Source organism: Hamadaea sp. NPDC050747, assembly GCF_040654195.1.
Lineage (GTDB): Bacteria > Actinomycetota > Actinomycetes > Mycobacteriales > Micromonosporaceae > Hamadaea.
The window spans coordinates 331,324-356,564 of record NZ_JBFAHM010000002.1; the positions used below are offsets into that span (position 1 = coordinate 331,324).

At 71.9% G+C, this 25,241-nt stretch carries 24 protein-coding genes; 12 read left to right on the forward strand and 12 right to left on the reverse strand.

The annotated features are described in order from the left end of the window. The first annotated feature begins 22 nt into the window (after window positions 1-22). From AB0H43_RS04880 to AB0H43_RS04900, 5 genes are read left to right on the forward strand one after another with little or no spacing between them, the layout of a single operon-like run. Window positions 23-1,276: a cytochrome P450 gene (locus AB0H43_RS04880; RefSeq protein ID WP_359996594.1), complete on the forward strand. Its 1,254-nt coding sequence runs from the start codon at window positions 23-25 to the stop codon at window positions 1,274-1,276. A 58-nt stretch (window positions 1,277-1,334) separates the two neighbouring features. After that, window positions 1,335-2,078 carry an SDR family oxidoreductase gene (locus AB0H43_RS04885; protein ID WP_359996597.1) on the forward strand — a complete coding sequence of 248 codons (744 nt, stop codon included), beginning with the start codon at window positions 1,335-1,337 and terminating at the stop codon, window positions 2,076-2,078. Between the two features lie 40 nt (window positions 2,079-2,118). Beyond that, window positions 2,119-2,850, forward strand: coding sequence for a sulfite exporter TauE/SafE family protein (locus AB0H43_RS04890; RefSeq protein WP_359996600.1), 732 nt, complete (start codon window positions 2,119-2,121; stop codon window positions 2,848-2,850). A gap of 4 nt (window positions 2,851-2,854) precedes the next feature. Further along, the gene (locus tag AB0H43_RS04895) at window positions 2,855-3,244 is read left to right on the forward strand and encodes a DUF1232 domain-containing protein (protein WP_359996603.1); all 390 of its coding nucleotides are present in this window, start codon (window positions 2,855-2,857) and stop codon (window positions 3,242-3,244) included. Between the two features lie 18 nt (window positions 3,245-3,262). Then, complete coding sequence (locus tag AB0H43_RS04900; protein ID WP_359996606.1) at window positions 3,263-3,679, forward strand: hypothetical protein; 417 nt, start codon at window positions 3,263-3,265, stop codon at window positions 3,677-3,679. A gap of 63 nt (window positions 3,680-3,742) precedes the next feature. On the opposite strand, the gene AB0H43_RS04905 is transcribed toward AB0H43_RS04900, so the two are convergent. Together AB0H43_RS04905 and AB0H43_RS04910 are read right to left on the reverse strand one after the other, a co-directional pair. After that, window positions 3,743-4,027, reverse strand: coding sequence for a DUF2795 domain-containing protein (locus AB0H43_RS04905; protein WP_359996608.1), 285 nt, complete (start codon window positions 4,025-4,027; stop codon window positions 3,743-3,745). 10 nt (window positions 4,028-4,037) lie between these two features. Then, complete coding sequence (locus tag AB0H43_RS04910) at window positions 4,038-5,405, reverse strand: HAMP domain-containing sensor histidine kinase (protein ID WP_359996610.1); 1,368 nt, start codon at window positions 5,403-5,405, stop codon at window positions 4,038-4,040. A gap of 19 nt (window positions 5,406-5,424) precedes the next feature. On the opposite strand from AB0H43_RS04910, the gene AB0H43_RS04915 reads away from it, so the two are divergent. Continuing rightward, on the forward strand, window positions 5,425-6,096 hold the full coding sequence (locus AB0H43_RS04915; protein ID WP_359996612.1) for a response regulator transcription factor: 672 nt from the start codon (window positions 5,425-5,427) through the stop codon (window positions 6,094-6,096). A gap of 197 nt (window positions 6,097-6,293) precedes the next feature. On the opposite strand, the gene AB0H43_RS04920 is transcribed toward AB0H43_RS04915, so the two are convergent. The 4 genes from AB0H43_RS04920 to AB0H43_RS04935 all read right to left on the reverse strand — a co-directional run bounded on the left by AB0H43_RS04920 (window position 6,294) and on the right by AB0H43_RS04935 (window position 10,590). Next, entirely contained in the window at window positions 6,294-7,349 is a 1,056-nt protein-coding gene (locus AB0H43_RS04920; RefSeq protein WP_359996614.1) for an alpha/beta hydrolase-fold protein, read from the reverse strand. 119 nt (window positions 7,350-7,468) lie between these two features. Beyond that, window positions 7,469-8,326, reverse strand: a complete 858-nt coding sequence (locus tag AB0H43_RS04925; RefSeq protein WP_359996616.1) for a hypothetical protein — start codon at window positions 8,324-8,326, stop codon at window positions 7,469-7,471. Then, window positions 8,317-10,077: a phosphatidylglycerol lysyltransferase domain-containing protein gene (locus tag AB0H43_RS04930; protein ID WP_359996619.1), complete on the reverse strand. Its 1,761-nt coding sequence runs from the start codon at window positions 10,075-10,077 to the stop codon at window positions 8,317-8,319. The genes AB0H43_RS04925 and AB0H43_RS04930 overlap by 10 nt, the downstream gene beginning before the upstream one ends. 45 nt (window positions 10,078-10,122) lie before the next feature. Beyond that, window positions 10,123-10,590, reverse strand: coding sequence for an ATP-binding protein (locus tag AB0H43_RS04935; protein WP_359996622.1), 468 nt, complete (start codon window positions 10,588-10,590; stop codon window positions 10,123-10,125). Between the two features lie 61 nt (window positions 10,591-10,651). Here AB0H43_RS04935 and AB0H43_RS04940 point away from each other — a divergent pair, with 61 nt between their 5' ends. Both AB0H43_RS04940 and AB0H43_RS04945 read left to right on the forward strand, forming a co-directional pair. Next, window positions 10,652-11,377 (forward strand): polysaccharide deacetylase family protein, encoded by a 726-nt coding sequence (locus AB0H43_RS04940; protein ID WP_359996625.1) that lies wholly within the window; start codon window positions 10,652-10,654, stop codon window positions 11,375-11,377. Window positions 11,378-11,727: 350 nt separating this feature from the next. Further along, window positions 11,728-17,181, forward strand: coding sequence for a biotin carboxylase N-terminal domain-containing protein (locus AB0H43_RS04945; protein WP_359996626.1), 5,454 nt, complete (start codon window positions 11,728-11,730; stop codon window positions 17,179-17,181). Between the two features lie 90 nt (window positions 17,182-17,271). Here the strand turns inward: AB0H43_RS04945 and AB0H43_RS04950 are convergent, their stop codons facing one another. Beyond that, window positions 17,272-17,937, reverse strand: a complete 666-nt coding sequence (locus tag AB0H43_RS04950; protein ID WP_359996629.1) for a response regulator transcription factor — start codon at window positions 17,935-17,937, stop codon at window positions 17,272-17,274. Continuing rightward, on the reverse strand, window positions 17,934-19,076 hold the full coding sequence (locus AB0H43_RS04955; protein WP_359996631.1) for a sensor histidine kinase: 1,143 nt from the start codon (window positions 19,074-19,076) through the stop codon (window positions 17,934-17,936). The genes AB0H43_RS04950 and AB0H43_RS04955 overlap by 4 nt, the downstream gene beginning before the upstream one ends. A 144-nt stretch (window positions 19,077-19,220) precedes the next feature. Between AB0H43_RS04955 and AB0H43_RS04960 the strand changes: the two genes are divergently transcribed. Genes AB0H43_RS04960 through AB0H43_RS04970 form a run of 3 tightly spaced genes read left to right on the forward strand, consistent with a single transcriptional unit; the run spans window position 19,221 to window position 22,473 of the window. Further along, a complete protein-coding gene (locus AB0H43_RS04960; protein ID WP_359996634.1) occupies window positions 19,221-20,180 on the forward strand; it encodes an ATP-binding cassette domain-containing protein in 960 nt (319 codons plus the stop codon). Beyond that, the gene (locus AB0H43_RS04965; RefSeq protein WP_359996636.1) at window positions 20,177-21,694 is read left to right on the forward strand and encodes an ABC transporter permease subunit; all 1,518 of its coding nucleotides are present in this window, start codon (window positions 20,177-20,179) and stop codon (window positions 21,692-21,694) included. The genes AB0H43_RS04960 and AB0H43_RS04965 overlap by 4 nt, the downstream gene beginning before the upstream one ends. Next, complete coding sequence (locus tag AB0H43_RS04970) at window positions 21,691-22,473, forward strand: ABC transporter permease (protein WP_359996639.1); 783 nt, start codon at window positions 21,691-21,693, stop codon at window positions 22,471-22,473. Before AB0H43_RS04965 ends, AB0H43_RS04970 begins: the two co-directional genes overlap by 4 nt. A 49-nt stretch (window positions 22,474-22,522) precedes the next feature. Here AB0H43_RS04970 and AB0H43_RS04975 read toward each other — a convergent pair whose 3' ends face one another. Continuing rightward, window positions 22,523-23,884, reverse strand: a complete 1,362-nt coding sequence (locus tag AB0H43_RS04975) for an FAD-binding oxidoreductase (protein WP_359996642.1) — start codon at window positions 23,882-23,884, stop codon at window positions 22,523-22,525. Window positions 23,885-23,982: 98 nt separating this feature from the next. On the opposite strand from AB0H43_RS04975, the gene AB0H43_RS04980 reads away from it, so the two are divergent. Continuing rightward, window positions 23,983-24,438, forward strand: coding sequence for a MarR family winged helix-turn-helix transcriptional regulator (locus AB0H43_RS04980; RefSeq protein WP_359996644.1), 456 nt, complete (start codon window positions 23,983-23,985; stop codon window positions 24,436-24,438). 5 nt (window positions 24,439-24,443) lie between these two features. Here the strand turns inward: AB0H43_RS04980 and AB0H43_RS04985 are convergent, their stop codons facing one another. The 3 genes from AB0H43_RS04985 to AB0H43_RS04995 are packed head-to-tail and all read right to left on the reverse strand — an operon-like array spanning window position 24,444 to window position 25,148. Beyond that, on the reverse strand, window positions 24,444-24,839 hold the full coding sequence (locus AB0H43_RS04985; protein ID WP_359996646.1) for a hypothetical protein: 396 nt from the start codon (window positions 24,837-24,839) through the stop codon (window positions 24,444-24,446). After that, complete coding sequence (locus tag AB0H43_RS04990; RefSeq protein WP_290858276.1) at window positions 24,823-25,032, reverse strand: helix-turn-helix transcriptional regulator; 210 nt, start codon at window positions 25,030-25,032, stop codon at window positions 24,823-24,825. Before AB0H43_RS04990 ends, AB0H43_RS04985 begins: the two co-directional genes overlap by 17 nt. Continuing rightward, on the reverse strand, window positions 25,020-25,148 hold the full coding sequence (locus tag AB0H43_RS04995; protein ID WP_359996649.1) for a hypothetical protein: 129 nt from the start codon (window positions 25,146-25,148) through the stop codon (window positions 25,020-25,022). The genes AB0H43_RS04990 and AB0H43_RS04995 overlap by 13 nt, the downstream gene beginning before the upstream one ends. Between the last annotated feature and the right edge of the window lie 93 nt (window positions 25,149-25,241).

Here is a 25,241-nt window from a genome sequence, read left to right on the forward strand (position 1 = left end):
AACGTCCAGTAGCGTCGCGCGGGTGAGGCAGCTGACGTCCCGCATCCTGGCCGCGGCCGCCCGGCGCTATCTGGGGCGCAAGGGCGGCTTCGACCTGGCCAAGGTCGGCATGCTGCCGGACCGCACGCTCGTCCCGTTGCGCCGGACCGGCCTCGACCCGGTGCCGGAGCTGGGCACGATCCGCGAGCAGGCGCCGGTGTCCCGCCTGCCCGTCCCGTTCGGTCTGCGCGTCTGGCTGGTCACCGGCTACGCGGCGGCCAAGCAGGTGCTCGCCGACGGCGACGGCTTCTCCACCGACTTCGCGAACCTCGCGCCCGGCGTCGCCGGCCCCGGCGGGCTGGGCTTCGCCGACCCGCCCGAGCACACGCGCCTGCGCAAACTGCTCACGCCCGAGTTCACCATGCGCCGGCTGGCCCGGCTCACGCCGCGCATCCACGACATCGTCGACGAGCGACTCGACGCGATGGCCGCCATGCCCGGCCCGGTGGACCTGGTCGCGGAGTTCGCGCTGCCGATCCCGTCGCTGGTCATCTGCGAGCTGCTCGGCGTCCCCTACGCCGACCGGGCCGACTTCCAGCGCCTGGCCATGGCCCGCTTCGACGTCTTCGCGGGCGCGGACGCGCCGCTGGGGGCCATCAGCGAGTCGCTCGACTATCTGCGTACCGTGGTCCAGGCTCAGCGCCGCCACCCGGGCGACGGGCTGATCGGGATGATCATCCGCGAGCACGGCGACGAGGTCACCGACGACGAGCTCGCGGGGCTCGCGGACGGCGTACTGACCGGGGGCTTCGAGACGACCGCCAGCATGCTCGCCCTGGGCGCCTTGGTCCTGCTCCGCGACCCGCAAGCAGCTCAGCTGGTACGCACAACGGACGAAGCCGCCGCGCCCTTCGTCGAAGAGGTGCTCCGGCACCTGGCCGTCGTGCAGGTGGCCTTCCCCCGCTTCGCTCGCGACGACCTCACCATCGCCGGTACGCCGATCAGCCGCGGCGACGTGGTGATCGTCTCGTTGTCGGGGGCCAACCGCGACCCGGTGCTCGGACCGGAACTGGAGCACCCCGACCCCACCCGTACGCCGACCTCGCATCTGGCCTTCGGGCACGGCCTGCATCGGTGCATCGGCGCGGAGCTGGCGAAGATGGAGCTACGGGCGGCGTACCCGGCGCTGGTCCGGCGCTTTCCCGGCATGCGGCTGGCCGTCGACGCCGCCGATCTCCGCTTCCGTCATGCGTCCATTGTGTACGGCGTCGAGGCGCTCCCGGTTCTGCTCGACTGAAACTGCCGCGTCCGATCCTCGCCAGACGATCGCCTTTCGGCGTACCAATCTGGTGATCATGAATAACTCACTCGACAGCAAGGTCGCCCTGGTCACCGGCGGCGGGCGGGGCATCGGCGCGGCGGTGGCGCTGCGCCTGGCCCAGGACGGCGCGGACGTCGCGATCACCTACCAGCGGGACGCGCAGGCCGCGGAGAACGTCGTGAAGCAGATCGTGGCGCTGGGCCGCCGCGCGGTCGCGCACCGGGCGGACTGCGCGGACCCGGCCGAGGTCGTCGCGGCGGTCGACGCCACCGTGGCCGAACTGGGGCGGCTCGACATCCTGGTGAACAACGCGGGTGAGTTCCGGCTCGGCCCGATCGAGGAGCTGACCCTCGCCGACTTCGAGCAGACCATGGCGGTCAACGTCCGGGCCCCGTTCCTCGCCAGCCAGGCGGCGTTGCGGCACCTGAGCGGCGGCGGGCGCATCGTCATGATCGGCAGCAACGCGGCGGAGCGCGTGGTGTTCCCCGGCTTCTCGCTGTACTCGATGAGCAAGACGGCGCTGACCGGGCTCACCAAGGCGCTCGGGCGAGAACTAGGCCCGCGCGGCATCACGGTGAACCTGGTGCACCCCGGAGCGACCGACACCGCGCTGAATCCGGCTGACGGTCCTAACGCGACAGTCGTCACCGGGTTCACCGCCACCGGCCACTACGCCGACCCGGCCGACATCGCCGCAGCGGTCGCCTTCCTCGCCCGGCCCGACAGCCGGTACGTGACCGGCGCGTCCCTCAACGTCGACGGCGGCTTCACCGTCTGACGGGGCCATCGGCATCCGGTCGCTATGACATCGTGGCCGGATGCCGATGGACCACTGGCCGGTGCTGCTCGGCGCGTCCGCCGCGGCGTACGCGCTCGCGTTGCTGTCGGCGGTGGCCGGGTTCGGCGGCGGCGTACTGCTGCTGCCGGTGTTCACGGCGTTGTTCGGACTGCGGATGGCGGTGCCGATGCTGACCCTGACACAGTTGTCGAGCAACGGCGCCCGGGTCTGGCTGAACCGCCACGACCTCCAATGGCGCCTCGTCGGCTGGTTCGCGCTCGGCGCGGTCCCGTTCGCCGTCGCGGGCGGCCTCCTGCTCGCGCACGCCCCACTGTCGCCGCTCAAACGGGTCCTCGGCGGCTTCCTCATCGGCCTGGTCGTCTGGCGACGCGTACGCCCCCAGCCGGGCAAGCCGAAGGACCCGGTCTTCGCCGCCGTCGGAGCCGCCTCGGGGTTCGGCTCGGCCCTCCTCGGCTCGGTCGGCCCGCTGACCGCACCGTTCTTCCTCGCGTATGGGCTGACCCGGGCGGCCTACATCGGGACGGAGGCAGCCAGCGCGCTGACCATGCACCTGGCGAAGCTCACGGCGTACGGGACGGGCGACCTGCTGACCCGGACCGTGCTCCTCTACGGGCTGGCGCTGACCCCGGCGGTGCTCGCCGGAGCGTGGACCGGCAAGAAGATCCTGACCCGGGTCGGCGACCGGGTGTTCGTGCTCCTCGTCGAGGCCGGCCTCGTCGTGTCGGGATTACTCTTCCTCGGAGGGATGTGATCACATGCGGGAGTGGCTGATCGGGCTCGGCGTCGCGGTCGCCGTCGTCGTCGCCTCGTGGGGCCTGCTGATCCTGCTGGCCCGGCGGCTGCCGCCGGGCATTCTGCGCGACCTCGCGGCGTTCATCCCCGACTGCGTCACCACCGTGCGCCGGTTGCGCAAAGATCCGCGGGTGCCCCGGAAGGCGAAGATCGCGATTGTGTTCGCCGGTGTCTGGGTGGCCAGCCCGATCGATCTGATCCCGGAGTTCATCCCGGTCATCGGCCCGCTGGACGACATTGTCGTGGTCGCCCTCTGCCTCCGGTACGCCGGCCGCCAGGTGCCCCGGGAGGTGCTGATGGCCGCCTGGCCGGGTGAGCCGCGGTTGCTCGAACGCCTCCTCGGCCCGGTTTAACCGGTTTAGCCTGAGGGTATGGCCGCACCCGTGGATCTGGCTGTGCAGGTACGCCCACATGCCGTCGTCGAGTTCGGGGTCGTCCCCGAGCTGGTGTTCGAGGCGTTGACCGATCCCGGCCGGGTGTCGCGCTGGCTCCCCGAGCCGCTGCGCCTCGACGAGGACGGACCAGGCCTGCTCCGCGTACGCCTGCACACGCCGGACGCGGGGGGCACCGGCGACCCGGGCCTGCGGCACCAGCGCGTCCTTCCGGTCGCCACCGAATCCGGCGACGCCTGGTACGCCAACCTCGTGATCACGCCCCTGCCGGACGCCCGCAGCCGGGTCGACGTCGGGGTGCTCGGCGAATGCGACCGGGAACAGATCGACGCCATCCTCAAGCAGGCCGTCGCCGGAGTACGCGACGACATCGCCGAGAGCTTCACCCCCGGCTGAGGAGAGCTTCACCCCCGGCTGAGGAGAGCTTCACCCCCGGCTGAGCCCGCCTGCGCCCCAGCGTCAGCCGAGGTCGCGGAGGTGCTCGGCGACCTGACGGCTGTGCTTGGACCGGGAATGGGCGACCTTGTCGGACGCACTCAGCCCTTCCTCGTCGGCAGTCCGCAGCCGGACCGACCGCAACACCTCGGAGAGGTTGTCGTAGGTCGCCAGCGGCAGGCTGTGCAACGCCCGGCGGGTGTCCGGGTCCGCGCCGTACTGGAAGGCGTATTCGACGATCTCCTGCTGGGTCGCCGGGAACTTGAACTGGGCCAAGGTCTGCTTCAGCAGCTCGTACGGATCAGCCACGAATGCCAATCTACGCCGAGTCCGACAAATCGCGACCCGAATCCGGCGGGGCGGGCAGCCGCACTTCGACGTGCGCCCCGCCCAGTGGGGAGGTGTTGGCGGCCCCGACCGACCCCGCGTGGACTCGGGCGATCATGTCGACGATCGTGAGCCCCAGTCCCGTGCCGCTCGAATCGTGCCGCGGCACCGAGCCAGGCTCCGGGAACTGCACCGGCAGCATGGCGGCGGGGAATCCGGGGCCGTCGTCGTCGACGGTGATCACGACGGTGGCCGGCGGCTCCCCGCGTACGCCGACGGTCACCTGACCGGCCCCGGCCTGGGCGGCGTTCGCGACGAGGTTCGTGACCACCTGGTCCAGGCGTACCGGGTCGACGTCGGCGACCAGTTCCTCGCCCACCACCCGCAGACGCAGCGGATACGCCCCCGCGACCCGGCCGGCGGTCGCGCGTACCCGGTCGGTCACGTCGGTCGGCAGGCGCTCCAGCGGCAACTGCCCGGCCCGCGCGCGGGCCAGCGTCAGCATGTCCGCGGTCAACCGGGCCAGCCGGTCGGCCTCCCGCAGCCCGCCGCGTAAGGCTTCCCGCGCCTGCTCCTGCCCGCCGGCCAGGCCCAGCTCCAGCTCCGCGCGCAACGCCGCCACCGGGGTCCGCAGCTCGTGCGCGGCCGCGTCCAGGAACGTGCGCTCCCGCTTCGTCGCGGCCGCGATGCGGTCGAGCATCCCGTTGAGGGTACGCGCGAGGGACGCGATCTCGTCCTCACCGGGCGGCACCGGCAACCGCCGTCCGGGGTCCGCCGTGCTGATCTCCTGCGCCTCCGCGGTCAGCCCCGCGACCGGCCGCAGCGCCGAGCCCAGCAGCCGGCGTACGCCGAGGGTCAGCAGCGCCAGCAGAATGGGCAGGCCGAGGGCGAGCCCGGTGATGAGCCGGCGAGCCGCCGTGTTCACGGTGTCGAGGCTGGCCCCGGCGACGGCCACCCGGCCCTCCGGCAACGGCGTCGCCACGAGCACGGCGTCGTCGCCGAGCCCCGGCACGTTCTTGTGCACGACCAGCTTGTCCTGGCGAGCCTCGCTCAGTTCGGCTGCGTCGAGGACGGGGGCCGCCGGTGCGGCCGACGAGCGCGCGGTCACCCGGGCGCCGTCGATGACCTGGGCGTACGGGTCCTGTTCGACCGGGGTCAGGTCACCCGCGCGGACGGCGGCCGCGAGGTCGCCGACCCGGGCGGTCACCTCGTCGGTGTCGCCCTGACGCAGGTCGCCGACGAACAGCAGCGAGCCCACGACCCCGAACCCCGTCAGCGTGACGACGAGCGCGACCAGGTAGACCGCCGTGATGCGGCCGCGCAGCGAGCCGGGCGTCCACCGCCGGAACAGCGACTTCACTCGGCGTAGGTTAGTCCGCGTGCGGCTGCTACTGGTGGAGGACGACACGACGCTGGCCGGGGTGCTGCGGCGCGGACTGCTCGGCGAGGGGTACGCCGTCGACCTCGCCGTCTCGGGGACGGAGGCGTTGTGGGCCGCGCGCGAATTCGCGTACGACCTGATCGTGCTGGACCTGATGATTCCCGGCGCCGACGGGGTGAGCGTGACCCGCACGCTGCGGGCGGAGGAGCGCTGGACCCCGATCCTGGTGCTGACCGCGCGCGACGCGGTGGCCGACCGGGTGACCGCGCTGGACGCGGGCGCAGACGACTACCTGGTCAAGCCGGTCGCCCTCGCGGAGCTGTACGCGCGGACGCGCGCGCTGACCCGCCGCGCGCCCAGCCAGCGACCGGCGGTCCTGGAGCTGGCCGGGATCACCCTGGACCCGGCGCGGCGGACGGTGATCCGCGACGGGCAGCCGGTGGCGTTGTCGGCCCGTGAGTTCGCGCTGCTGCACGAGCTGATGCGGAATCCCGATCAGGTGCTGACGAGGACCTATCTGATCGACAAGTTGTGGGACAGCGACCAGCTCACCGGGTCCAATGTGGTCGATGTCTACATCCGCTATCTGCGGGAGAAGGTGGACCGGCCGTTCGCCCAGGACACCATCCAGACGGTCCGAGGCGCGGGCTACCGCTTCAGCACCGCCTAGCCCCGCCGGCACCGTCGCCAGCCGGGCCGCCGCCAGCCGGGCCGTCGTCAGCCGGGCCGCCGCCAGCCGGGCCGTCGTGAGCCGGGCCGCCGCCAGCCGGGCCGCCGCCAGCCGGGCCGTCGTGAGCCGGGCCGTCGTGAGCCGGGCCGCCGCCAGCCGGGCCGTCGTGAGCCGGGCCGTCGTGAGCCGGGCCGGCTTCATTCGGGGCCGGCCAGCCAGGACGCGAGCCAGTCGAAGGCCGGGGCGGCCATCTGCCGCCACACCTTCCGGCTGTGCCCGCCGACCGGAATGGTCGCGGTGGTGATCCGCAACGGCGGCTTGGCGACCTCGGCGAACCGGCGGAGCTGGGTGTATCCGGGCCGGTCGTCCTGCGCGGTCGCGATGTACAGGGCGAGCGAGGGGACCGGCAGGGCGGTCACCCGCCACAGTGGAGAGTTCTCCAGCCGGGTCTGCGGCGAACCCCGGTAGAGGTCACCGGTGGTGTGGTCGGTGATCGCCGAGAAGTAGCCGGAGAGGCTGGCCGCGGCGGCGTACCGGTCGGGGTGGCGCAGGGCGAGATTGACCGCGCAGAAGCCGCCCGTGGAGTAGCCGATCAAGCCCCAGCCCGCCGCGTCGGTGCGTACGCGGAACCGGTGCTCGACGGCGGCGGGCACGTCCGTCGTGAGGAAGGTGTCCAGCGCTGGACCGCCGACGGCGTCGACACACTCGGAGTCCCGTTGGGCGGTGACCGTCTGCGTCGGGAAGACCACCACCATCGGCGGTATGCGATGCGCCGCGATCTCCTGGTCCAGCACCTGCTGGGCCAGCAGCGAGCGCAGCCAGACGCGGGGACTGCCGGGGAACCCGTCGAGCGCCTCCACCACCGGCAGCCGCCGGGTCCCGGTGGCATACCCGGCCGGGAGGTACGCGTACGCGGGCAGGTCGAGGTGGCTGGCCATGCCGTGGACGGCGAACGGCACGATCTGGCTGTGTGCGGCGTCGGCCCCTGGATCCGCCGCGGCCGCCGGCTCGTCGGCCGACGCGAGCCCCACGATGTCGGTCCAGTTGCCGAAGAACTCGAACGTCCGGTCCATAGTGACGAAGCCCGCCAGCACCGCTGTCGCCACGCAGGCGGCGACCGCGATCGTCCGCAGGACGAGAGCCCGGCCGCGGGCGCGATCGCGCAGCCGATCCCAGCCCACCGCGGTCACGATCGCGACCAGGACCGTCGCCGTCACCGCGACGATCTGGGTCAGCTCACCGTCCGGCGCCACTCGACCCCCTTTCCGCGCTCTCCGCGCTCTCCGCGCTCACCGCGCGGTCATGAACTTTCGGTCGTGATCGACCGGCGTGTCGTGCCCGTGGCGTCATGATCGATCCCCCTACGTGGTGATCAACTTCGGCCAGAGCGGGTGGAGGGCGACGAGATCGGCGTCAGCGCGACCGGCGGTTCCAACGGCGGCGGGGTCTGCGTACCCGCCCAGCGCAGCGCGCCGAGGAGATCCGGGCCGATCCACAGCCGGGTCCGGACGGCCGCCTGTGCTTTGTGGACGGTGGTCGCGTCGGGCGGCGGAGTCAACGCCAGCGCCACGAAGCGTTGCTGACCGGCCTGCCAGAGACTCAGGGCCGCCACGCCCGACCCGATGAGCGCCCACCCGTGACCCAGCACCGGTAGCGAAGTCGGCAGCGCATGGCTCAGCCCGGTCGCGAGCACGGGGATCGGTGTCGTCCTGCCGATCCGGACGATTACCAGAGCCACCGGTTCGCCCGCCGCCTTGGCCAGGCCGCGAATCACGGTGTCGACCGGAGGGGCGGCCGTCGAGACGACCACGATCGCCGGGACGGCGACCCCGCCGGCTTGGAAGGATTCCGGCGGGAGGTACGCGACGGGTGACCCAGCCAGGCGCCAATCGCGTTCTCCCGCCGGATGCCAGGGAAACACCAGGCCGTTGGTGCGGCCGGCCGACGCCTGCGCCGCCAGTTGTGGGGGCAGGCGCACGGGATCGGCGGTGGGCAGCCGCACCGGTGTGGCCTCCCCGAGCAGCGAAGCCCAGCTCGGATAGAAGTCCCCGGCGCGGTTCACGGTCAGCCCGATCGAGGCCAGCAGCAGGATCTCGGCCAGCAGGATGCCGCCGACCCGCACGACGACGAACGGACCACGCAGCCGCCGCCAGAGCAGCACGAGTCCGGCGAGGGCGGCCGCGGTGACGACGGCGCTGGTGGCGAGCAGCGCAAGGCTGGTCAGCTCCACGAAGGCACCCGTTCGCCGGTCTCCACCACAGACGGCGTACGCCGGATCTGCGGCAGGGTCAGGAATGCCTCCGCCCGCAGCGCGACCAGCCCGATCCGAGGCAGGTCCGCCATCGACGGATAGCAGAGATAGCGGGGCTGCCATGTCGGCGAGTACTTCGCGTTCGCCCGGTACAGCGATTCGAGCTGCCAGTAGCGGGAGGCCAGCATCAGGACGTGGTACCAGAGGCGCAGCACCGGCCCGGCGCCCAGCCGGTCGCCGCGGGCGAAGACCGAACGCAGCACGGCGAAGTTCAACGACACCCGGCTGACCCCGAGCGTGGCCGCCTGCCGCAGCACGGTGACCACCATGTACTCGATGAGCCCGTTGTCGGCGGCCCGGTCGCGGCGCATGAGGTCCAACGACAGCCCGTCAGGGCCCCACGGGACGAACTGGAGCAGCCCGCGCAGCCGCCCCTCGGCGTCCCGGGCCAGCACCAGCAGGCAGTCGCCGTCGGCCGGGTCGCCGACCCGGGACAGGGCCATGGAGAAGCCCCGTTCGACGTCGCCGTCGCGTAACCGGTGGCAGGCGCGCCGAGCCTCGGCGAGCACCTCTCGCGGCAGATCCCGCTGCCGGGCGAGCTGACAGGTGTAGCCCGCCCGTTCGACCCGGCCGACCGCCTGGCGTACCGCCCGCATCGAGCGCCCGTCGAGCGAGAACGCGTCCACGTCCACCAGCGCCTCGTCGCCCAGTTCGATGGCGTTCAGCCCCTGCCGGGCGTACGCGAGACCGGCTCGTTCGCCGCAGCCGAGGACGGCCGGGGTCCACCGGTTGCGGCGGCAGTCCGCCAGCCAGGCCTCGACCGCGCCCGGCCAGGCCTCGGGGTCGCCGATCGGGTCCCCCGACGCGAGGCTCACCCCCCAGATCACCCGGTACGCCACGCCGGCCTTGCCGGTCGGCGACCAGATCACCGACTTGTCCGGACGCAGCGCGAAGTAGCCGAGCGAGTCCTGATGACCGTGCGAGGCGAGCAGCCGGCCGATCCGCTCGACGTCGACCGGCGTATGCCCGGGGCGGCGGCCGAGCGGACGCAGCAGCAACACCAGGGCGACGGCCACGGCCAGCAGCCCCATCGTCCCGGTGGTCAGCGACACCGCGTCGGCCACCGCCGGGCGGGTGAACCGCAGTGGGCCGGTCACCCCCACCATCCCCTCCGCGGCGTGAATCACCCACAAGCGCGGCGACTGGCCGGGTTCGAGGGCGCGGGATCGGACGCCGATCTCCGCCACCCCGAACGCCAGGCCCGCCCCACCGAACCCGGCCAGTGCCGCCAGTGCCCGCCACCGGCTGGTCCGTCCGGCGTCCGCGCAGTAGTCCCGCCGGCCGCCCAGGAGGGCGGCGAGCAGGCCTGCCGAGATCGCGGCCGCGTCCAGATCCAGCCCCTTCAGCACGTTCAGCGCCGTGCTCACCAAGGCCAGGGCGACCGCCAGGAACCACGCCTCGCGAGTGCGTCGCCGCAGCCCGACGCTGAGATAGATCAGCAGCAGGCCGACGGCCGCGGTGGCGGCCCGGGCGGTCTGCACCCCGGTGAGGGGCACAACCTCGGTGAGCAGACTCAGCCGGTATCGAGCCGGCGGCAGCAGAACGGTCAGCAGGTCGACGACACCGGCGAGGGCGAGGAACCGGGCCGTCCAGCGGACGCTGGAAGGCACGCGCGCCGGGGGCCGGCGCTCCGTCTCCGACCTGCGCCGGGAGTCGCGGGAATCGGGCACACACCAACTCTGCCCAGAGCCGGATGAGAAGACGATGAGAGCCGGTCAGTCGATCAGGCAGGGGCGCAGCACCGCCCAGACGCGCTTGCCGCGGTGATAGCGCTGCACATGGAGACGCACGGTGAGGTCTTCGATGATGGCCAGCCCGTGACCGCCGTCGACGGTGGCGACGCGCCGTCGTGGTTCGGCCGAGGACGTGTCGGCCGCGCCGATCCAGACCCGGCCGCCGCGCAGTTCGAGGCTCAGCTCGACACAGCCGCCGGCGTGGATGACCGCGTTCGAGACGAGTTCGCTGATGACGACGGCCGCGTCGCCGAGCCACGCCTCATCCGTGCAGCCCCAGCCGATCAGGATCGGTTTCGCGCCGTGCCGCGCGGCCGCGGGCGCGGTGTGGTCAAGCGGCAGCCGGAGCCGAGCCGACGTCGCAATCACCATCCCGCCTCCGTCACGTTCCGTCGCCCCATCCTCGCCGATCGTTAATCCGGCGGCAAGGGCCCAGTCGTCATCCTCCACTTCGGCCGGAGCCCGGCGCGCCGGGCCAGTCCGCCTCCCGGCCCGGCCTACGCTGACGTCCATGCAGTTCACCCGCCGTGCGGCGCTCGCGGCGGGCGCCCTCACGCTCGCCGGTTGCGGCACCGACGCCCGGGTGTCCGGCCCCACGCCCAGCCCCAGCCCCAGCCCTCCACCGTCCGCGTCGCCGCTACCGGCCGAGGTCGTCCACGGGCCGCGCGACCGCGCCCAGGTCGCGCTCACCTTCCACGGCCAAGGCGAAGATCAGCTGGTACGCACAACGCTGGCCGTCTTGGCGCAGTCGGACGTGGCGGTGACGGTCCTCGCGGTCGGCAGCTGGCTGGCGGAGCATCCGGCGTTGGCCCGCGCCATCCTCGACGGCGGTCATGAGCTGGGCAACCACACCTACTCCCACGCCGACATCAGCAGCCTGTCCCCAGCGGCCCAGTACGCCGAGATCACCCGCTGCGCGGACGTGCTCCGGAGGCTCACCGGCTCGGCCGGGCGCTGGTTCCGGCCGTCGCAGACGCCCCGCGCCACCGCCGCGGTCCAGCAGCAGGCCCGCCGCGCGGGGTACGCCACCTGCCTGGCCTATGACGTCGACTCCCTCGACTACACCGATCCGGGCCCGGCCGCCGTCGTCCAGGCCACCCTGGACGGCGTACACAATGGATCGATCGTGAGCCTGCACTTCGGGCATCCCGGCACCGTGGCGGCGTTGCCCGAGCTGATCGCGGCCCTGCGCAAACGCGGCCTAGCGCCAGTGACCGCGACCACCCTGCTCACCTGATCCCGGGCGACCGCGACGGCGTGACCCGCTTCGCAATCTCGGAGGTGCCACCCAAGGCGGTACGCGAAGGCCGTCCGCCGGTCGGCGGACACCGCTCGCCGCCGACGGCGATCATGCCCTGCTCAGTGGGGTGCGTAGGGGTCGTGCGCGCCTGAAGACCGTGGATGTCCACCTCCACCGGACTGACCATTCCCACACCTTCTGTTGGAGGATCCCCACAACTTTCGCCCACCCGAGCTGGCGAGTCCAACGATTCGCTACTCACCAGTAACCGCGAAGGTTGACCTAGGACTCCTCCACACCCGGGAGGCACCGTCCATCGGCGTACGAGGCTTTGGGAGGCTTACTCGGTGTTCAGCCGTATCGCCATCGTCAACCGGGGAGAGGCCGCGATGCGGCTCATCCACGCCGTCCGCGAGCTCAACGCCACGGACGGGGCTCCGCCGATCGAGACCATCGCCCTCTACACCGAGGCCGAGCGCACCGCCACCTTCGTCCGCGAGGCCGACCAGAGCTTCTGCATCGGGCCCGCGTCCGCCCGGCCCTACCTGGACCACGCCGTCCTGGAACGCGCGCTCATCGAGACCCGCGCCGACGCGGCCTGGGTCGGCTGGGGCTTCGTGGCCGAGGACCCGGCCTTCGCCGAGCTGTGCGAGAAGATCGGCGTCACCTTCATCGGGCCCAGCCCGGAGGCCATGCGCAAACTGGGCGACAAGATCGGCTCGAAGCTGATCGCCGAAGAGGTCGGCGTACCGGTCGCGCCGTGGAGCCGGGGCGCGGTCGAGACGCTGGAGGCGGCCAAGCGGGCGGCGGCCGAGATCGGGTACCCGTTGATGCTCAAGGCGACCGCCGGTGGCGGCGGCCGGGGCATCCGGGTCGTCCGGAGCGACGACGAGCTGACCGAGGCGTACGAGCGGACCAGCCTGGAGGCCGAACGCGCCTTCGGCAGCGGCATCGTCTTCCTGGAGCGCCTGGTCACCGGGGCGCGCCACGTCGAGGTGCAGGTCATCGCGGACGGTCAGGGCACCGCTTGGGCTCTCGGCGTACGCGACTGCTCGGTGCAGCGCCGCAACCAGAAGGTCATCGAGGAGTCCGCCTCGCCGGTGCTGGCCCCCGAGCAGGTCGCCGAGCTGAAGGCGGCAGCCGAACGGCTGGCCCTCGCCGTGGAGTACAAGGGTGCCGGAACGGTCGAGTTCCTCTACCACCCCGGCGAGAAGCTGTTCGCCTTCCTCGAGGTCAACACCCGGCTGCAGGTCGAGCACCCGATCACCGAGTCGACGACCGACTTCGACCTGGTCAAGGCGCAGATTCACGTCGCCGCCGGCGGCCGGTTGGGCGACCGCGTGCCGACCGAGATCGGGCACGCCGTCGAGGCGCGGCTCAACGCCGAAGACCCGGATCGCGACTTCGCCCCCTCCCCCGGCCGCATCGAGCGGCTGACCCTGCCCGCCGGTCCCGGCGTACGGGTGGACACCGGGGTCAGCGAGGGCGACGTCATCCCGGCCGACTTCGACTCCATGATCGCCAAGATCATCGCGTACGGGCGGACCCGGGAGGAGGCGCTCGGCCGGTTGCGCCGGGCCGTCGCCGAGACCACGGTCATCATCGAGGGCGGCGCGACCAACAAGAGCTTCCTGCTCGACCTGCTCGACCAGCCCGAGGTGGTCGACGCCAGCGCCGACACCGGCTGGATCGACCGCGTACGCGCCGAGGGCCGGCTCGTGTCCACCCAGCACTCCGGGGTGGCGCTGGCCGCCGCCGCGATCGAGGCGTACGAGGACGAGGCGGCGGTCGAGCGGCAGCGGCTGCTGTCCACGGCGCACGGCGGCCGTCCGCAGGTGCAGCACGAGAGCGGCCGTCCGATCGACCTGAAGCTGCGCGGCGCGACCTATCGCGTGACGGTGGCCCAGACCGGGCCGGGCCGGTTCCGTGTCTGCGTCGGCGACGGCGACTCCTCCACTGTGGATGTCGAGCTGGAGCGGTTCGACGAGCACACCGGCCGGATCGTGGTCAACGGCCGCCGCTACCGGCTCGTCACCGACACACACGGCCCGATCCACCTGGTCGAGGTCGACGGGGTGACCCACCGCGTCAGCCACGACGAGGGCGGCGTGGTGCGCTCCCCCGCGCCCGCGCTGGTGGTCGCGACCCCGTTGGCGGTCGGCGACGAGGTCGAGGCGGGCGCGCCCGTGCTCGTCCTGGAGAGCATGAAGATGGAGACCGTCCTCCGCGCGCCGGTCAAGGCCCGGGTGAAGGAATGCCTCGTCTCCGTCGGCAGCCAGGTCGAGACCGGAGCGCCGCTGCTGCGCCTGGAGCCGCTCGGCGACGGCACGGCCGCCGAGGTCGTCGAGTCCGAGGCGGTCGACCTCGACCTGCCGCCGGAGCCGACCGACCGGACCATCGAGGAGCGGGTGACCCGGGGCATCGCCGATCTGACCAGCCTGCTGCTCGGCTACGACCTCGATCCCCGCGACGAGCGGCGGGCGCTGTCGACCTACCTGGCCGCCCGGGCCGACCTGGGATATCGCCCGCTGCGGCGGGAAGCCAGGCTACTGCAGGTCTTCGCCGACCTGTCCGAGTTGAGCCGCAACCGCCCGGCGGGCGAGGAGAACAAGGCCGACACGCGGGTGCACAGTCCGCGCGAGTACTTCCACACCTACCTGCAGAGCCTCGACGTCGAGCGGGCCGGCCTGTCCGACACCTTCCGTCAGCGGCTGGCCCGGGCGCTCGCCCATTACGGCATCGACGACTTTGAGCGTACGCCGGAGCTGGAAGACGCCGTGTTCCGCATCTTCCTGGCGCAGCAGCGCGCGGCGGCCGACGTCTCGGTCATCGTGACCTTCCTGCAGCAGTGGCTGACCGAGCCGCTGCCGCCGGAGAACCTGCGCGAGCAGGTCGGCCAGGCGCTGGAGCACCTGATCGCGGCGACCCAGCTGCGCTTCCCGGCCGTCGCCGACCTGGCCCGCAGCATCGTGTTCCGCTGGGCCGCCCAGCCGATGCTGCGCCGCAAGCGGGCCGAGGTGTACGCCGACGTCCGAGGTCACCTGCGCTACCTCGACGAGCACCCGGACGCGGCCGACCGCGGCGAGCGCATCGCCAAGATGGTCGCCACCCCCGAGCCCCTGGTACGCCTCCTCGGTCAGCGGATCGGCCGCCCCGGCGCCGACCACGGCCCGATGCTGGAGGTACTGAGCCGCCGCTACTACGGCAACCGGGGCCTGATCGAGGCCACCTGCGCCGACCGGGCGGGCAACGCGTTCTTCACCGCGGCGTACGACCGGGACGGCGAACGGTTCCGGCTGGTGGCGACCGCGACCGACCATGCCGACCTGCCGGCGACGCTCGCCGAGGTCGCCGCCCTGTCCGATGCGGACACGGTGGCCGACGTCTACGTGACCTGGGACGACCAGCCCGACGCCGACACGATGGCGGCGACGCTGCACCAGATCCTCGACCAGGCCGGGCTGCTGGGCGTGATCCAGCGGGTCACCATGACGGTCGCCGGGGCCACCGGCGCCGCCATGCACCACCACTTCACGTTCCGGCCGGACTCCGGCGAGGACCTGGTCATCCGCGGGCTGCACCCGTTGATCGCCCAGCGTCTGCAGGTGCCGCGGCTGCGGAACTTCACGCTGAACCGGTTGCCGTCGGCCGACGAGGAGGTCTACGTCTTCCACTGCGTCGCGCCGGACAACCCGGCCGACGAGCGGATCGCCGCGATGGCCCAGGTCCGCGACCTGACCCCGCTGCGGGACGCCGAGGGCCGCATCATCGCGCTGCCCGCCGTCGAAGGCGCGCTCGACGCCTGCCTCGACGCGATCCGCAAGGCGCAGGCGCAGCGGCCGGCCAAGAAGCGGTTCGACACCAACCGGATCACGCTCTACGTGTGGCCGCCGATCGAGCTGAGCGTCGCCGAGCTGAACGACGTGGCGCACCGCGTACTGCCGATCACGGCGGGCGCGGGGCTGGAGGAGGTCCTGTTCATCGGCCGCCAGCGCGACGAGGCGACCGGTGAGCTGATCGAGATCGCCGTCAAGATCTCCTACGACCAGGGCATGCAGATCTCGGCGGCGGAGCCGACGAGCGAGCCCATCCAGCCGCTGGACGACTACCGGCAGAAGGTCCTGGCGGCCCGCCGCCGGGGCACCACGTATCCGTACGAGCTGACCGACATGCTCGCCGGGCCCGAGGGCACCTTCACCGAGCACGACCTGGACGACACCGGCGCGCTGGTGCCGGTCGACCGGCCGAAGGGGCAGAACAAGGCGGGCATCGTCGCCGGCGTCGTGCGTACGCCGACCGAGCGCTACCCCGAGGGCGTCACCCGGGTCGTGCTGCTCGGCGACCCGACCAAGGCGCTCGGCGCGCTCTCCGAACCGGAATGCGCCCGGGTCATCGCCGCGCTCGACCTCGCCGAGCGGATGCAGGTGCCGCTGGACTGGTTCGCCCTGTCGGCCGGCGCCCGGATCTCGATGGATTCCGGCACGGAGAACATGGACTGGGTGGCGGCCGCGCTGAAGCGGATCGTCGAGTTCACCCAGGGCGGCGGCGAGATCAACATCGTGGTCGCCGGGATCACCGTCGGCGCGCAGCCGTACTGGAACGCCGAGGCCACGATGCTCATGCACACCAAGGGCATCCTGGTGATGACGCCGGACTCGGCGATGGTGCTGACCGGCAAGCAGTCGCTCGACTTCTCCGGTGGCGTGTCGGCCGAGGACAACTTCGGCATCGGCGGCTACGACCGGGTCATGGGCCCGAACGGGCAGGCCCAGTACTGGGCGCCGGACCTGCGCGGCGCGCGCGAGGTGCTGATGGCGCACTACGACCACGCGTACATCGCACCCGGGGAGACCCGGCCGCGCCGGGCGGTCACCAGCGACCCGGCCGACCGCGACATCTCCGGCTACCCGCACTCGATGCCGGACAGCGACTTCACCACGGTCGGGGAGATCTTCTCCAAGGAGCGCAACCCGGACCGGAAGAAGGCCTTCGACATCCGGACGCTCATGCGCGCCCTGGCCGACCAGGACCACGCGGTCCTCGAACGCTGGGCCGGCATGGCTGACGCGGAGACCGCCGTCGTCCAGGACGTCCACCTCGGCGGCATCCCGGTGACCCTGCTCGGCATCGAGTCCCGGTCGGTGTCGCGGCGCGGCTTCCCGCCCACCGACGGCCCCGACACCTACACGGCGGGCACCCTGTTCCCGCAGTCGTCGAAGAAGGCGGCGCGGGCGATCAACGCCGCGAGCGGCAACCGGCCCTTGGTGGTGCTGGCGAACCTGTCCGGGTTCGACGGCTCGCCGGAGTCGATGCGCAAACTCCAGCTGGAGTACGGCGCCGAGATCGGCCGGGCGATCGTCAACTTCCAGGGTCCGATCGTCTTCACCGTGATCTCGCGTTATCACGGTGGCGCGTTCGTGGTGTTCTCCAAGGCGCTCAACCCGTCGATGACGGTGCTCGCGGTGGACGGCTCGTTCGCCTCGGTCATCGGTGGCGCCCCGGCGGCGGCCGTCGTCTTCGTCGGCGACGTCAACGGGCGTACGGCGAAGGACGCGCGGGTGACGGATCTGGAGAAGGCGATCGCGGCCGCCTCCGGCGTCGAGCGGGCCGCCCTGATCAGCCGCTTGACCGAGGTGCGCTCGAGCGTACGCGCGGAGAAGCTGGGCGAGGTCGCGGCGGAGTTCGACCGGGTGCACAGCATCCAGCGCGCGGTCGAGGTCGGCTCGGTCGACGCCATCATCCGCCCCGAGGAGCTGCGCCCGCAGATCATCGCGGCCATCGAACGGGGCCTCGCCGCCTGACACTCAAGATCATTGCGCCGGCCATGCGGTTTCAGCAGACATTTCGTCGCGCGAAGCAGCATGGCCGGCGCAATGATCACGCCACAAAGGTCAGGCGGAGCCGGGGACGATGAGGCCGGACTCGTAGGCCAGGACGACGGCTTGGGTTCGGTCGCGCAGACCCAGTTTGCCGAGCACCCGGCTGACGTGCGTCTTCACCGTCTCCTCGCCGACGACCAGCCGGGCGGCGATCTCCGGGTTCGACAGCCCTTCGGCGATCAGCCGGAGCACCTCCGTCTCCCGGGGAGTCAATGTGGACAGACTGCGGGGCGGGGTGGGGCGGCGTACGCGTAACCGGGCGAACTCGGCCACGAGCCGGCGGGTCACCGCCGGGGCGAGGAGGGCATCGCCGGCCGCGACGACGCGTACGGCGTCAAACAGCCGCTCGGCGGTCACGTCCTTCAGCAGGAAGCCGCTCGCCCCGGCCTCCAACGCGTCGTAGACGTGTTCGTCCAGGTCGAACGTCGTGAGGATGACGACCCGCGTGTCTCCGCCGTCGGCCAGCACCCGCCGGGTCGCCTCGATGCCGTCGACGACCGGCATGCGCACGTCCATCAGCACGATGTCCGGCCGCTGCTCGCGGCATACCCGGACGGCCTGCGCGCCGTCGGCTGCCGCTCCGACCACCGCGAAGTCCGGCTGCGTCGCCAGCAACGCGGCGAACGCGGCCCGCACCACCTCCTGGTCGTCGACGACGACGATGCGCGTGACGCTCACTGATCCCCTTTCGCGATCGGCAGGACCGCCTCCACCACGAATCCCCCGGTGCTGCCCGGTCCGGCGGTCAGCCGCCCACCGGCCATCGCGGCCCGCTCGCGCATCCCGGCCAGGCCGTGTCCCGGCACGCCCGCGCTGCGTCCCGGCCCGCTGTCGCGTACTCGCACCAGCAACGCGTCCGGCCGATAATGCAGCTCCACGTCCACCGCGGCGCCCGCGGCATGCCGCCGGGCATTCGTCAGCGCCTCTTGCACGATGCGGTACGCCGTGAGCTCGATCCCTTGATCCAACGGGGCGACGGGGCCGGACACGATCAGCCGGGCGCTCCCGGAACCGAGGTCGCGTACCTCGTCCAGCAGGTCGGTCAGGTCCTGCAGGGTCGGCTGCGGCTTTCGCACCGGGCCGGCCGGACCGGCGGTGTCCTCCCGCAGTACGCCGAGCAGCCGTCGCATCTCGGTCAACGCCGTCCGGGCGGTGTCCCCGATCGCCACCAGGCGTTTGGCCCCCTCGGGCGGCATGCCGGGCGTGGTCAGCCGAGCCGCCTCCGCCTGCACGGCGATCATCGAGATGTGGTGCGCCACGACGTCGTGCAACTCCCGGGCGATCCGGGCGCGTTCCCCGCGGGCGATGTGTTCGAGCAGCGAATCCTGGACCGCCTGGTTCGCCGCCGCCTGCCGTTGGGCCTCACCCCGCGCCCGGTACGCCGCTCCCCCGGCGGCGGTCAGCGCGGTCACCGCGAAGAGGAGGACGGCGAGCGTACGCCCACCGGGCTGGTCGGCGGCGAACGGCGCGACGGCGTACGCCGCGAACGGCAGGACCAGCACCAGACCGGTCCACGGCTTTCGGCGTATCCCTGTGGTCGCATAGAGAACGATGAGCGCCAGCAGTCCGGCGGCGGGCGGGAAGACGCCCAGGAACAGCCCGAGCAGGCACGCGGACGCCGACAGGGCGGCCGCCGTGCCGGGCCAGACGCGCACCAGCGCGAGCGGCGCGGCCATGCCGAGCGTGGCGAGCGCGCCGAAGCTCGCGACCTCGGGATGAGACGCGGTACGCACGGCGCCCTCGGCGACCGCGGCGGTGCCCAGGATCGCGGCGCCGATCGCCGGCCAGCCCGCCGCCACGTTCCCCGTCCACCTCACGGCAGCCATTCTTACCTGCGGCTGCGCCTGCTGTCGTCCTCCTGGCCGGGGGTGCGGCCGTCCCCTACGCGAGGGACTCGGCTGCGGCAAGACCACGACGGAGCGTGACGCCACCGGCGGGACGTGCGGCCTAGCGTGCTCGGCATGGAAACTTCCATCGAAGTACGCGACCTGCGTAAGCGCTATCGCGGCGCGGTCGCGGTCGACGGGCTGTCGTTCACCGTGCGGGCCGGCGAGGTGACGGGCTTCATCGGTCCCAACGGGGCGGGCAAGTCCACGACGATGCGGCTGATCCTCGGACTGGACGCCGCGGACGGCGGAACCGCGCTGGTCGGCGGGGCCGACTATCGGACGCTTCGCGCTCCGCTGACCCACGTCGGGGCGCTGCTCGATCCGGGCGCGGTGCACCCGGGCCGGCGCGGCCGCGACCATCTGCTCTGGATGGCGCACAGCAACGGCATCTCCCGCCGACGGGTCGACGAGGTGCTGGACCAGGTCGGCCTCACGTCGGCCGCCAAACGGCGGGCCGGCACCTACTCGCTCGGCATGCAGCAGCGGCTCGGCATCGCCGCCGCGCTGCTCGGCGATCCGCCGGTGCTGCTGCTGGACGAGCCGGTCAACGGGCTGGACCCGGACGGCATCGTCTGGATCCGCGAACTGCTGCGCTCGCTGGCCGCCGAGGGTCGCGTCGTCCTCGTCTCCAGCCACCTCATGAGCGAGCTGGAGGACACCGCCGACCACCTGGTCATCATCGGCCGGGGGAAGCTGGTCGCCGACACGAGCGTCGCCAAGCTGCTCGCCGCCGCCTCCAAAGACCGCGTCGAGGTACGCACCGCGCAGCGTACGGAGGCCATGACGGTGCTGGCCAACGCCGGGGCGACCGTGTCGGTCACCGGCTCGGACACCGTCATCGTCGAGGGTCTCGCGGCCGACGGGATCGGCGGGCTGCTCGCCGACAACGGAGTCGCGTTCAGCGAGCTGCGGCGGCACCGCGCCTCGCTGGAGGAGGCGTACATGGAGCTGACGCGCTCCTCGGTGGAGTTCACCCCCACCTCAGCCGGCGCTCCGTCCGAGGGCGGCGCGGTCGAGGAGGCGAGCCGATGAGCGGCTTCGGCGGCCTGATCCGGGCCGAATGGGTCAAACTGCGATCGGTCAACCGCTGGCTGATCACACTGTTCGGTGCGGCGGTGCTGACCATCGGCGTCAGCCTGCTCGGCGCCAACGGCTCCAACACCGACGTCAACGAGAAACCGAACTTCGTGGTGGGCCCGCACGGCGAACCGGTCGCCGACGCGTTCTCCTACGTCCATCAGCCGGTGACCGGCGATGTCACACTCACCGTCAAGGTCGGCTCGCTGACTCCGCAGGACGAACCGGCGGAGCGCCGAGATCCCGGCGGTGGAAGCACCATGACGCGGCTGGACGACCCGTCGCCGTGGAACGGGGCGTCGGCCGGCATCATGATCAAGGACGGCGCGACGTCCGGCGCCTCCTACGCCGCCGTGTTCGTCAATTCGGCGCACGGCGTACGCCTCCAGTCCGACTTCCGCACCGACATCGCCGGGAAGTCCACGACGGCCCCGCAGTGGCTGCGGCTGACCAGGACCGGCAACGTCGTCTCGGCGTACCAGTCGGCCGACGGCACTTCCTGGGAGAAGATCGGCGAGGTGACCCCGGCCCACCTGCCGGCCACCGCCGAGGTCGGGTTCTACGTCTCCTCCTCGCCCACGCTCTACGTCTCGCGAGGTGCGGGCGGCTCCTCGGTCGGCGCACACATGACGCGATCCACCGCCACTTTCGAGAACATCACGATGACCGGCGCGACGGCGTCCACCTGGCAGACCGGCGCCGTCCGGCTACCCGGCGACGAGGGCCGGCAGCTCAAGGAGGGCGCGCCCAGCCCGACGGAGTTCCACGATTCCGGCGGGACGTACACGGTCACCGGCGCGGGCCGGATCGGGCCGCAGGATCCCGGCGACGACCCGGTGGAGGCCTCGCTGCTCGGTGTCATCGCGGGCATCATGGCGCTGATCGCCGTCGGCGTCCTCTACGCCACCTCGGAGTATCGCCGGGGCATGATCCGCACGACCTTCGCCGCCGAACCCCGGCGGGGCCGGGTGCTCGCCGCCAAGGCGCTGGTCCTCGGCGGCACCGCGTTCGCGCTGAGCCTCGTGGGTGTGGTCGCGGGATATCTGATCGCTCGCCCGGCGTTGCGGAAGAACGGCTTCGCTCCGCCCGCCTTCCCCGACGAGTCCATCACCGACCCCGTCGTGCTGCGCGTACTGCTGTTGTCGGCGGCCTTCATGGCGCTGCTCGCCGTCTTCGCGATGGCCGTCGGTGTCCTGCTCCGGCACAGCGCGGGCGCGATCACGCTGACGATCGTCCTGGTGATCCTGCCGATCATCGTCGGCTCGATCCTGCCCGGCACGCTGCCGCGGCTGCTCATGTACACCACCCTCGCCGGCGGCATGGCGACGCAACGAGCCAAGCCGCCGACGCAGACCCTCGCCGAACCGTGGGCGCTCATCGGGCCGTGGGCGGGCATCGGGGTGGTCGCGGCGTACACCGTCGTCGCGTTGGGCTTGGCCTGGTGGACACTGCGGCGGAGGGACGTGTGAGGACCGTGCGATCCGAGTGGACCAAGCTGCGATCCTTGCCCAGCACGGGCTGGCTGCTGCTCGCCGCGGTGCTCGCGACGGTGGCGCTCGGCTTCGCGGTCACCGGCTCGATCGACGCCGACCACTGCCGGGTGGACTGTCACGAGGATCTGACCCGGATGAGCCTGATGGGCGTACGCCTCGGGCAGGCCGCGGTGGCGATCCTGGCCGTTCTCGCGGTGACCGCCGAGTACGCCACCCGCACGATCCGGCCGACGCTGACCGCGACGCCCGGCCGGTTCCGCGTACTGCTGAGCAAGCTCACGGTCATCACCGGGGTGTCCCTGCTGGCCGGGGCGGCGGGGGTGGCCGGCGCACTGCTGGCCGCCCGCGCCGTCCTGCCGGCCAAGGGGTTCACCCCGGCCAACGGGTACGCCTACCTCTCGCTGGCCGACCACCTGACGCTCCGGGCGTATGCCGGGTCGGTCCTCTACTTGGGACTGGTGGCGCTGCTGAGCGCCGGACTCGGGTTCGTCCTCCGGGACACCGGTGGCGCCATCGCAGCCGTCCTCATGCTGTTCTACGGCTCACCGCTGATCGCCATGTTCGTCACCGACCCGAAGTGGCAGCACCGGATCCACCGGTTCTCCCCGATGGACGCCGGACTGGCGATCACGTCCACCCGGGACTTCGCGGCCACCACCCACATCGGTCCGTGGGCCGGGCTGGGAGTGCTCGCGGCGTACGCCGCCGTCGCGGTGCTCGCCGGAGCGCTCCTGTTCCGCCTGCGCGACGCCTGACGGTGGGTGGGCGGTTCTCCCGTCCACCCACCAATGCACGACCGCCGGCTCATGTGGGAAGGATGCTGTGGTTGATCCGGAACAGCTGGTTCGGGTCGTACTTCGCCTTCAGCTCCCCGAGCCGCCGATAGTTCTCCTCCGTGTACGCCCGCCGCACGCGCTCGGGCGCCGAGTCGTGGTCGAAGAGGAACCCAGGCAGCCTCGCTCCGGTGTCCCACGGGGCCAGGCGGGCCAGGACCTCGTCGGTGACCTGCCGGACGGCGTCGGCCCGGTCCGGCGGAGCCGGCATCCGTGACCACAGGTGGAACGCCGCACCCTGCGTACTGACGGCGTGCGCGCGCCGGGGAGCCCGGTCCAGGGCTCCGCCGAGGTGACGGATCTCGACACCGGGGAACGGTCCCCCGCTTGCCGACGGGTCGATGAGCGCGACGAGCTCGCGTACGGCGTCGTCGTCGAGGTCACGCAGCAAGGCACTGCGCAGGTGAGCCATGACGGGGTTCTTGGGATCCTGATAGATCTCGGTGATCTCCTCATAAGGAACCACGGCGGCGGTGTCCTTCTCCGGCCCGAGCTCCCGCAACGGCGTCAGCAGTTCCGCTCCCTGTGCCTCCTCGCCGACGTAGATGACGCGTACCTGGACGAGGGATCGGCCGCGGAGCCCGGCGGGCAACTGTGGCGCGTCAGGGAACCGCAGCAGCGTCGCCGACGACGACATCTCCTCCGGCTGTCTGCGGGTCCAGGCAACGTAGGAGCTGAGCACATGGGCGGCGTACGCGGGGTTCTCCCCGGCGAAGGTGAGCTCCCCGCCGTAGACGGTGCGCAACGGAACCAGGTCGATCTCGGCGGCGACCACACAGCCGAAGTTGCTCTTGCCGCCGCGCGCCGCCCAGAACAGGTCCGGCTCCTCCGTCGGCGACGCCGTCCGCAGCACTCCGTCGGCGGTGACGATGTCGAGCGACCGAACGTAGTCGGCGGCGAACCCGAAGGTCCGCGCAGTCAGCGGAAGGCCGCCGCCGGTCAGGTAACCCATGACGCCGACCTGCGGCGACGATCCCATCAGCGGCGCGAGACCGTGCTCGGCCGCAGCGGCCGCCACCTCGCCCCAGCGCAGGCCGGCCCCGATCCGGGCGGTACGCGTACCGGGGTCGATCGTCAGCTCGCGCAGTTCGGCCGTGGCGATGAGAACTGCGTCGTCGGCCGGAAGAGACTTGCCGTGCCCGGTCGACTGCACGGCGATCGGGCGTCCGGTGTCCACCGCGAACCGGACCGCGGTGGCGACGTCACCGCCGTCGGCCGGCAGCACGACCACGGCAGGCCGATGTGTGACGGTCAGGAGGAACCCCGAGATCGCGTCGGCGAACCCGTCGTCGCCCGGGTAGAGAACACGCCCGCGAATGTCGTTGTCCAGCATGTCACGTCTCCTATCAATTTCGTTGGCCGCGCCAACGTTGGTGCAGCCAACAATACAGAAGATCGTGGGTCCTGCCAACAGTTTGGTAGATTCTCCTGGTGAATCCGGGAGAGGCGACGCCGCGACGGCTCCGAGCGCTGCCGAGCAGGCTGACCAATCAGGCGGCGTTGGCGGCCAACCGGATCGTCGACAAGGCGCTGGCCCAGGTCGGCGTACGCCGGTATCACTATTCGCTGCTAGCCGCGCTCGACGAGACCGGCCCGACAAGTCAGGCCGAACTCGGCCGCCGCACCGGCATCGACCGCAGCGACATGGTCGCGACCGTCAACGACCTCGCCGACCGGGGGCTCGTCCAGCGCACCCCCGACCCGGAGGACCGGCGGCGCAACATCGTCTCCGTCACCGCGGCCGGTCGGCGGCAACTCGCCCAGCTCGACGAGCTGCTAGGCGCGGCACAGGACGCGTACTTGGCGCCCCTGTCCGCCACCGACCGGCGTACGCTGATCGGCCTGCTGACCCGGGTGACCGACTACCACCGGGACAAGCAGGACTGACCCGGCTAGCCGCGCACGCGAGCGTGGAACACCGCCGCGACATAAGTGACTCCGGCGACGGCGGCGAGCCAGGTGAACGGCTCACCGGAGTGTCCCCGGCCGAGTTCGACGAACGCGCCGATCAGCACCGCCACGACGAGCACGGTGCCGGCGGTGGCACTGGCCTTGACGTCGATCGCGGTGATGCGCTCGTCCCGCCGGTCGAACAGATGCCGGACGGTCTCCGACTTGCGCCCGGCGAACAGCACGATCCCGCCGAAGACCAGCATCAGCAGCAGGAGCAGGACGCCGAGCCCGGGACGGCCGCCGATCCACGCCGACACGAAGTACGCCAACCCGCCCGCGACGCAGATCGCCGGGCCGGCCCAGGACGTGGTGACACTCTTACTGCTCCTTGACATGGAACATCTCCTCCACTGTGGTCTCGAAGAAACGGGCCAGCGCGATCGCCAGCGGCAATGACGGCGTGTAGCGCCCCACTTCGATCGAGTTCACGGTCTGGCGGGACACCCCCATGGCGGAGGCGAGTTCGGCTTGCGAGAGCTGCCGCCGCGTACGCAGCTCCCGGACGTCGTTGCCGGTCAGTTCGAGCACAGGAGCCCGCCGATCAGGGATTCCCGTTGCAGGGCTTGGGCCAGGTCGTTCGCGGGGTGAGCCGTGGGCTGGACCGCGACCATCGCGGTCAGCACCATCGACAGTGGACCGTGCATGTGTAAAGCGTGCTTGACACGAGCCATGGTGTCAAGCACGCTTTACATTGGTTATGGATTTTCATCCGTCTCACCTCTAGCGAAACTTCTTTG

Coding starts and splice junctions, on each gene's coding strand:
- AB0H43_RS04985 (WP_359996646.1), bottom strand. CDS start 24,839: ATGTCAAGGAGCAGTAAGAGTGTCACCACGTCCTGGGCCGGCCCGGCG.
- AB0H43_RS04895 (WP_359996603.1), top strand. CDS start 2,855: ATGCGGGAGTGGCTGATCGGGCTCGGCGTCGCGGTCGCCGTCGTCGTC.
- AB0H43_RS04965 (WP_359996636.1), top strand. CDS start 20,177: ATGAGCGGCTTCGGCGGCCTGATCCGGGCCGAATGGGTCAAACTGCGA.
- AB0H43_RS04940 (WP_359996625.1), top strand. CDS start 10,652: ATGCAGTTCACCCGCCGTGCGGCGCTCGCGGCGGGCGCCCTCACGCTC.
- AB0H43_RS04960 (WP_359996634.1), top strand. CDS start 19,221: ATGGAAACTTCCATCGAAGTACGCGACCTGCGTAAGCGCTATCGCGGC.
- AB0H43_RS04995 (WP_359996649.1), bottom strand. CDS start 25,148: ATGCACGGTCCACTGTCGATGGTGCTGACCGCGATGGTCGCGGTCCAG.
- AB0H43_RS04900 (WP_359996606.1), top strand. CDS start 3,263: ATGGCCGCACCCGTGGATCTGGCTGTGCAGGTACGCCCACATGCCGTC.
- AB0H43_RS04890 (WP_359996600.1), top strand. CDS start 2,119: ATGCCGATGGACCACTGGCCGGTGCTGCTCGGCGCGTCCGCCGCGGCG.
- AB0H43_RS04975 (WP_359996642.1), bottom strand. CDS start 23,884: ATGCTGGACAACGACATTCGCGGGCGTGTTCTCTACCCGGGCGACGAC.
- AB0H43_RS04885 (WP_359996597.1), top strand. CDS start 1,335: ATGAATAACTCACTCGACAGCAAGGTCGCCCTGGTCACCGGCGGCGGG.